At 36.3% G+C, this 8731-nt stretch carries 10 protein-coding genes; all 10 read right to left on the bottom strand.

Features of this window, described 5'->3' with window-relative positions:
* On the bottom strand, positions 1-1057 hold a 1057-nt coding region (locus KBI38_07460; GenBank protein ID MBP8629894.1), incomplete at its 3' end, for an LptF/LptG family permease.
* Positions 1058-1074: 17 nt separating this feature from the next.
* Positions 1075-1794, bottom strand: coding sequence for an LPS export ABC transporter ATP-binding protein (gene lptB / locus KBI38_07455; GenBank protein ID MBP8629893.1), 720 nt, complete (start codon positions 1792-1794; stop codon positions 1075-1077).
* 45 nt (positions 1795-1839) lie between these two features.
* Positions 1840-2538, bottom strand: a complete 699-nt coding sequence (gene lptC, locus KBI38_07450; protein MBP8629892.1) for an LPS export ABC transporter periplasmic protein LptC — start codon at positions 2536-2538, stop codon at positions 1840-1842.
* A gap of 1 nt (position 2539) precedes the next feature.
* Positions 2540-3076 carry an LPS export ABC transporter periplasmic protein LptC gene (gene lptC, locus KBI38_07445; protein ID MBP8629891.1) on the bottom strand — a complete coding sequence of 179 codons (537 nt, stop codon included), beginning with the start codon at positions 3074-3076 and terminating at the stop codon, positions 2540-2542.
* A 7-nt stretch (positions 3077-3083) separates the two neighbouring features.
* Positions 3084-3980 carry a lysophospholipid acyltransferase family protein gene (locus KBI38_07440; GenBank protein ID MBP8629890.1) on the bottom strand — a complete coding sequence of 299 codons (897 nt, stop codon included), beginning with the start codon at positions 3978-3980 and terminating at the stop codon, positions 3084-3086.
* 34 nt (positions 3981-4014) lie between these two features.
* Entirely contained in the window at positions 4015-4566 is a 552-nt protein-coding gene (locus KBI38_07435; GenBank protein ID MBP8629889.1) for an HAD hydrolase family protein, read from the bottom strand.
* A complete protein-coding gene (locus tag KBI38_07430) occupies positions 4566-5534 on the bottom strand; it encodes a KpsF/GutQ family sugar-phosphate isomerase (protein ID MBP8629888.1) in 969 nt (322 codons plus the stop codon). The genes KBI38_07435 and KBI38_07430 overlap by 1 nt, the downstream gene beginning before the upstream one ends.
* 71 nt (positions 5535-5605) lie before the next feature.
* Positions 5606-6430, bottom strand: coding sequence for a 3-deoxy-8-phosphooctulonate synthase (kdsA, locus tag KBI38_07425; protein MBP8629887.1), 825 nt, complete (start codon positions 6428-6430; stop codon positions 5606-5608).
* Positions 6431-6441: 11 nt separating this feature from the next.
* Positions 6442-7164 (bottom strand): 3-deoxy-manno-octulosonate cytidylyltransferase, encoded by a 723-nt coding sequence (gene kdsB / locus KBI38_07420; GenBank protein ID MBP8629886.1) that lies wholly within the window; start codon positions 7162-7164, stop codon positions 6442-6444.
* Positions 7165-7166: 2 nt separating this feature from the next.
* The coding region (gene lpxK, locus KBI38_07415) for a tetraacyldisaccharide 4'-kinase (protein ID MBP8629885.1) at positions 7167-8731 on the bottom strand (1565 nt) is incomplete at its 5' end.

Raw genomic sequence — 8731 nt, 5'->3', positions numbered from 1 at the left:
CAATAATACCAATAATATTTGGCAACCACGCTGCTACCATTGGCGCTAACGAGCCCCCTTGGCCTAGTGCGCTTAAAATGGTCATAATGGCATAATAAATAAATATTACGATAATACTAATCCCAAACCCTATCGACGAGCTGTTACGATGAGGTTGTAAGCCTAGCGGCGTGCCAATCAACGCAAATACTAAGCTCGCAAAAGGAATTGTAATTCTTTGATAATATTCAACTTCCATCTTTTTCACATCAACAAATTGGCTTTTCATAATTCTAATTTGTTGACGAAGTTCTTTCATCGTCATTTCATCAGGTTTTTTCTGTTCACGAGATATTTCCTGCGGTTTTTTATTAATTGGTAAAACTTGTTGGGTAAACCGCAACGTTCTTTGGACATTACCTTCTTCCGATAAATCATGTACTGAACCATTATACATAATCCAATAACCGGCATTATTCCAAAGTGCCTTTTCCGCATTTTGCATTCTAACCAATTTATCTTTATCAAATTCTTGAATTGATACGCCGGTCATGGTCGCGCTGGCTTCTTCATAGCGACGAGCATATGTTAACCGTTCAATATTGCCACCTTGCATATCCTTTATAACAATATGTTCTTGAGATTTCGGCGCTGTATTACCTTTAATTTCATACTCCACCACTTTTGTATAGGCTTCGTTAGCTTTTGGGACAATATATTCATTAAAGCCAATCGCAAAAATACTAACGATAATGGCAATAATATACACCGGTGCTGTTAAGCGGTAAAAGCTGATACCACTTGATTTCATCGCCGTAATTTCACTAGAAGAGGACATTCTGCCAAACGCTAACAAGGTTGCCAAGAGCATCGACATTGGAAAGGTCAAAACGATAATACTGGGCAAGCTATATATAAATAGTTTTACTACTGTGGAAAACCCCGCCCCATAAGTAGTAACATATTGCGCTATGCGCAGTAACGTACTGGAACCCACAAACACACTGGAAAAAGCACAAATTCCAAAGAAGAACGGTCCTAGTAGCTCTGTTATAACATATTTATCTAATATCCGCATAAAATTCTCCTTACAACCTATAAACTAAAGTTTTCGCCAAGGTAGAATTTCTTTGCAATATCACTATTAGCAATAGTTTGGCTATCACCTTCAATTAAAATCTCACCTTGATTTAAAATATATGCTCTATCTACAATGTTTAAAGTTTCCCTAACATTATGATCAGTTATTAAAATTCCAATACCTTTGGTTTTTAAATAACTGATGACCTCTTGAATATCAATAACGGCAATCGGATCAACTCCAGCAAAGGGTTCATCAAGCAATATAAAATTGGGTTCAATTGCTAAACATCGAGCAATCTCCACGCGTCGCCGTTCACCACCTGACAATTCTGCACCTTTACGAGTTCTGACATGATTAACATTAAATTCTTTCAATAAGCTTTCCATTTTGTTATGTTGCTCTTCTTTAGTCATGCCGGTAGTTTCTAATATTGCTAGTAAATTATCTTCCACCGATAATTTACGAAAAATCGAAGCTTCTTGCGGTAAATACGCAATACCAAATTTCGCTCTTTTATGAATTGGCAAACCCGTAACGTCTTCACCAGAAATATTTATCATTCCGCAGTTTGGTTTTTCCAACCCCACAATCATATAAAAAGTGGTAGTTTTACCGGCACCATTAGGACCTAACAACCCGACAACTTCACCTTTTTCAACCTTTATATTAACGCCATTAACTACATTGATATTATCATAAGTTTTTATTAAATTTTTTGTTTGAATAAACATTCATTCACATCTTTTCATTTTGAAGATATATCTAAATTCATAATATTATTCAGGCTTTATCACAACTTCAGCATTAGTAGTTTTGTCAGCTAAAAACAATGTTAATTTATTGCCTTTAAGAACATTACCTTTTTGTACCGCTTTCGCATTACCTTCTAAAATAATTTTACCTTGTTGGTCTTTAGCACCGTAGTAAGTTGCGACATCCCCCACCGCATCAATTTCTCTAGCCGTGCTAGTCAAATGAACATTACCGGTACCAACAACCTTATTGTCAGCTAAAAAGGCTTCTAGCTTATTGGCTGTCATTGTTGAATCTTTCATATTAACCGTTGCATCGCTATTGATGACTGCATATTGTTGTTTACTATAATAATTAACTTGTGGACCAGTAATAGTAGTTTCGCCTTTAATCATCACAACATTACCAATTGCAATTATTTCATCATTATTTTTTGAGGTTAAGCTGGCTGAAGTTAAATCAATATCTTCTTTTATTAAGTGAGCTCCACCACTAACCGTCGCTTCTTGATTTTTCGTATTGTAAGTAGCTTTGGCGCCGGTTAAGGTCGCATTTTCTTTAAGCATTTTCACATTGCCATTAGCGACAACAATGCCACTATTAGAATCATATTCTAATGTATCTGCGGAAACTTCCATATTGCCCTCCGCCGCTTGTGCTAAAGATAAACTACATAATAAACAAGCTGTTAGGAATAATGTTTTTATCGTTCTAAAATTCATCTTATTTCCCACCTTTTATAATTTTGGCATTTCCTTGCACTTTTACTTTAGTCAAGCCGGCTGTTGCCTCAATATGATTACCAGTTAACACCGTATCTTCTTTTTTCAAAATAATATTACCATCACCAACCAGCTTACTCTCTTTAGCCTGCCATTTAAAAACATCACCTTGCATTGTTGCCCCATTATTGCTAACAACTTGCACTAAGCCTTTAATTGTAATATCACGATTATTAACATCATATACCGCTTCCGGCGCCGTTAAAGTTATGATTTCACCATTATTTTGATAAAAAACACCTTTAACTTCTTTTAAGATTGTATTCTTGGTAGTAGGTTCAATTTCAATAGTATTTGCCGTTAATTCCCACACCTTTTTACCGTCTTTTTCTTCCACTATCGTGTTACCGGAATATGTAATGTTACTAACTTCAACATCATTTTTTGTTTTAACATTATTCTCACTAATTATAAAATAATAACTAAAGCCTACTACTAATGCCAAGGCCAGGATAATTATAAGCTTTTTATTTTTCATATCTCACCTAGTCCTTATCTATTAATAAATTATGCTTCATCATCTCGGCTGTTGTATTCCAACGCTTTTGAAACCACAGCCACTGACTTGGATTAGCTATAATTATATCTTCAATAACCCTAGTCATTTTTACTGTTACAGCATATTCATCCTGTAAGTCATTGCCGGTATTTTCATAATACAGCGCTTCTTTAACAATAACTTTATGCTTACCACTTTGCTGGCGAACAATAAACACCGGTAAAATTGGGGATTTTAATCTTTTTGAAAAAGCAGCCGGTCCTAATGGTGTTGAAGCTGGTTTACCCAAAAATTTTATCCAAGCGCCACCTTCTCCGGCATCCTGATCTGCTAAAAAAGCTAAAATTTTTCCTTTTTTCAAAGCTTTAGCTGCTCCGACCAATTCTGTCGTACCCCGCGCAAAAACCTCAATCCCAACCATCTCACGATATTCATTGAGAATTTGAGTGTGTTGGTCATTCGGTTGACGCTTAATAACCGTCGTTATCGGATAGTTACTAAGTGCTAAAAACGCCCCAAGCCACTCCCAATTGCCAAGATGAGCCGTCAAGAGAACTACCCCTTTATTTTCCGCTAAAGCCTCGTCAATATAATGCTTGTTCTCTACTTCAAAGTAAGTTTCAATATTATTTTGATTTAATCTCGGCATATACATTATTTCTAAAAAGGTTCTACCGACATGTTTATATAAATTTTTATTAATTGCTTTAATTTCAGCATCAGATAATTTCAGACTTTCCTGCAACTGTTTTTCACTGCGCTTAGTTTGTTTTCTTACTAAATAGTAATATAAAACCCCTAACCACGCCCCTAGTTGCAAAATAAAATTATATGGTAATAAACATAATATTTTACTAATTGTTTTTAAAATTATATATTGCATCACTCTGCTAACCTTTCTATAAGTTTAGTGAGTATTATTGTTCAGTTTCTTGTTGGGATTTACCTTTTAAAAGATAGGAGTCAATAATATTACCCCATTTCCCTTGTGCTTTTAATAGCATTTCCGCTATTTCTCTCACTGCACCATTACCACCATAGTTTTTTGTAACATAGTTCGCTTGATCTTTTACTTCTAACACCGCATTGGCTACTGCAAAGCTCAGCCCAACCTGTAACATCACCGGCAAATCAATTAAATCATCGCCAACATAAGCGATTTGACTCAATGCCAATTTATGTTTTTCTTGTAATTCCATTAAAGCCAAAGTTTTATCTTTTGCTCCTTGATACAAATTTTCTATTTTCAGCTCGGCTGCACGTTGTGCTACGATTCCCGAAGTTCTGCCGGTAATAATAGCAGGAATGATGCCATTTTGTCTTAGCAAAGAAATTCCTAACCCATCTTGTGCATTAAATTCTTTTAAAACTTCGCCACTATTACCAATGACAATCTTGCCATCTGTTAAAACGCCATCCACATCAAAAATAATCATTTTAATTTGTCCGGCTAAATTACCAATACCCATTATACCACCCCTTGACGCAATAAGTCAGTAAGATGAACTATCCCAATAACAAAATTATTTTTATCCACTACCGGCAATACCGTTATCGGTCGAGGTTTATTTTTTTCCATTATCGAAAGTGCCGCTGCCGCTAATTTATCCGCAGTAATTGTTTTCGGGGTCTTAGTCATGATATTGACCACAGACTCTTCTAAAAATTGATGGCCGGTTTCTAACCCCCGTCTAATATCACCATCTGTTAAAATACCCAGTAAACAACCAGACTGATCTACCACCGCTGTTGCTCCAAGACCTTTGGAAGTCATAACAAATAACGCTTCCTTAACATTAGTCTCAGCTGAAACAATCGGATTATCTTCACCGGAATGCATAACATTTTCAACTGTTAATAATAATTTACGCCCCAGCGAACCGCCAGGATGAAACAGGGCAAAATCTTCTGGAGTAAACTTGCGTTTTGATAATAAAACCACCGCAATCGCATCGCCCATTGCCAGTGTTGCCGTAGTACTCGCGGTTGGTGCTAATCCTAGTGGGCAAGCCTCTTCCGCCACACTAACATCAATAAAAACATCGGCATTAAGCGCCATTGTACTTTGGCTATTACCACACATCGCAATAATACTTGCACCAATTCTTTTAATAATTGGTAAAATGCTGACAACCTCCGTTGTTTCACCACTATTAGACAATGAAATTACCACATCATCAGCTGTTACCATCCCTAGATCGCCATGAATCCCCTCTGCCGGATGCAAGAAAAATGAAGGCGTGCCGGTACTGGCTAAGGTCGCGGCAATTTTCTTGCCTACTAATCCTGATTTTCCCATTCCAGTTACAATAACACGACCCTTACAGTCCAGTAATAATTCAATCGCCTTAATAAAATGTTCATCTATACGTGGAATAAGCCGTTCGATAGCTTGCGCTTCAACGGCTAATACTTTTTGAGCTTGTTCAATAATCATTTATTTTGCCTCACTTACTTCTGTACTTAAAGATTTTTGACAAAATCATTAATGTTGTTTTTATTGTATAGTTATTTACGTTTTTTTACAATAGCGTCAATAGCTAAAACATCTTTCAATAAGTCTTCCAATTGGTCAACATATAACATATTAGCACCATCGCATAAGGCCTCCGGTGGATTATCATGTATTTCCATAAATAAAGCATCAACACCTACCGCCACAGCACCTCTTGTTAAATATTCCACATACTCTCTTTGTCCGGCCGAAGCTGTACCCGCCCCACCCGGCAATTGAACGCTATGAGTCGCATCAAAGACAACCGGATAGCCAAATGATCTCATAATTGGGAAACTTCTCATATCTACTACTAAATTATTATAACCAAAGCTAGCTCCCCGCTCAGTTAACATCAAATTTTCATTGCCCGCTTCTTCCATTTTTACTACAGCATTTTTCATTTCTGCCGGTGATAAAAATTGCCCTTTTTTCACATTAACGGTTTTACCGGTTTTTGCCGCTTGATACAGCAAATCAGTTTGGCGTGATAAAAATGCTGGAATTTGCAAAATGTCCAGTACCTCTGCCGCTGCTTCGACTTGAGTGATACAGTGGATATCGCTAACAATCGGCACTTGTAATTCATCTTTGATAGCTTGCAACATTTTTAAGCCTTCTGTTATCCCCGGACCTCTAAAGGAACTATATGAAGAGCGATTTGCTTTGTCAAAAGACGCTTTAAAAACATAAGGAATTCCTAATCTTTGGGTTATTTCCTTAATAGCCTTACCAATTTTCAAACTACGTTCAAAGCCTTCTAATACGCATGGTCCTGCCAATAACGCTAACGGCTGATTGCCACCAATTTTTATATTACCAACATTAACTGTTTTCATTATTTTCACCTCTATTTTCTTAATAATTCATTTACTGTTTGTAAATCTTCGATACTATCAACACCAATAAACTTGGATTTTGTTTTTATCATTTTTATTTTATAACCATTTTCTAATGCTCTTAATTGCTCTAACGATTCACTTTGTTCTAACGGTGTCGGCTCTAACTTGGCAAATTTCAGCAAGAAATCTTTTTTATAAGCATAAATACCAATATGTTTATAAACATTGGCTTTACCTGCAACTCGTGGATAAGGCAATAAGGAGCGCGAAAAATAAAGCGCATTATTATTAAGGTCAGTAACAACTTTTACCGCATTGGGATTTTGATAATCTTCAGTATCCATTATACTCATAACAGAAGCCATCTGTAAGGCTGTATCATTTAAAAATTCTTGTGCTAACTCATCAATCACTTTGGGATCTATTAACGGTTCATCACCTTGTACATTAATTATTACATCAACCTCAGCATATTTGCTTGCGACCTCCGCTAGCCGATCTGTTCCGGTCTGATGCTCACTTGAAGTCATTACGACCTTACCGCCAAATTGTTGCACCGCTTGGAAAACTTTTTCATCATCAGTCGCCACAACCACTTGTTGCGGAATTGTCGCTTGAGCTGATCTTTCATAGACATGTTGAATCATTGGTTTGCCGACGATATCAGCTAACGGTTTGCCCGGCAATCTAGTCGAGGCATAACGAGCCGGAATAACACATAGTATTTTCATCTTTACCTCCGTATGGACTTAGTCTTTTTTAGTCTATTTTTAATAAGTCCCATTAATTCATGATAATTATTTAAAAATTCAACTTCAATACTTAATACATATACCGGCAAAGCCCTTTCAGAATGGATAAATTCTGCCGGAATTTTAACCGCATCTTTATCTGTAATAACAATGGCCTCGGAATTATGTTCCACTGCTTGATCCATTACACTTTGCATTTCTGCCATTGTATATTCATGGTGATCCGGAAATCTAATACTATAAGCAAGCTGCGCATTAATATCTTCTAGTGTTTTCTCAAATGAAGCCGGATTACCAATCGCTGAAACAGCCGTTATTTTCTTGTTAGCCATACTATTGAGCGGTAAATTACTGTTAGAGATATTTTTATACCAATTAGTAATTTCAATAAAACATTTCGGACTATGAGAACTTTCAATAATTAACGCCTTTTTGTTGTGTTTATTAATTGTATGTTTAATATTGTCAATAATATCGCTACTGGATTGATCAACCTTCGTCAGTAAACATACATCTGCTCTATCTAAATGCTCTAGCGGCTCCCGCAAGGTGCCACGCGGTAAAATATAATTATTACCAAAGACATTGATGGCATCAATCAACAAGATATCAATGTCTCGTTGTAATTGCCAATGTTGATAACCATCATCTAAGATTACAACTTCTGCCCCTAATTTTTTAACGGCATATTTTCCGGTAATAGCGCGATCAGCACCAATAATTACCGGTACCTTTGGCAATCTTTTAGCTAATAAAAAGGCTTCATCCCCTGCTTCTACCGCGGTCATATAAATCTTTTTGCCGTCAGAAACAACACCGACTTTACCTTTCCATTTTGCTCGATAACCTCTGTTTAAAATAGCAACTTTATAGCCCATATTACTGATAGCTTTTGCTAAAATTTGCGCGGTTGGAGTTTTACCGGTACCCCCTACCGTAATGTTGCCTAAACTGATTACATGACAATCAAGCTTATGTTGTTTTATGATATTAGTTTTATATAAAAACAATTTTAACTTTAATAAATGGCGATAAATATATGAAAAAAGATACAATACCAACAAGAAAAAATTCGAAATAATTCCTTTTTCTTCACCATGTACCATTTTGTATAACGACATTTGGAAATTTTCCACCAATTGAACCCTGACTTGTTTTTTAGTACGATTTGCTTGGCACTGCTCTAACATTTCTCTTAAATATAATGCACTACGTCTAGCTGCCCCTTGGTTTTCTCTTACTATTTGCAATGTTTCATTTTGCATATTGTTGCGCAAGTCTTCATCATGCAATAAATTAAGGACAGTTTGCGTCAATTGTTCTACTGTTTTTACAGTAATACAAGCTTTCCTACCGGAAAAAAGTGCATGTGTCTCTTTAAAATTGAACATATTAGGACCGACAATAATCGGTTTGCCATGAGCAGCCGGTTCTAAAATATTGTGCCCCCCATGTGCTACTAAACTTCCCCCAACATAAATGATATCGCCAATACTATAAACCTTTCCCAATTCACCAATGGTATCAAGCACCACTAAATCATGGG

Source organism: Negativicutes bacterium (genome assembly GCA_018052945.1).
GTDB lineage: Bacteria > Bacillota > Negativicutes > JAGPMH01 > JAGPMH01 > JAGPMH01.
This window is presented reverse-complemented; position numbering and strand designations above follow the sequence as displayed.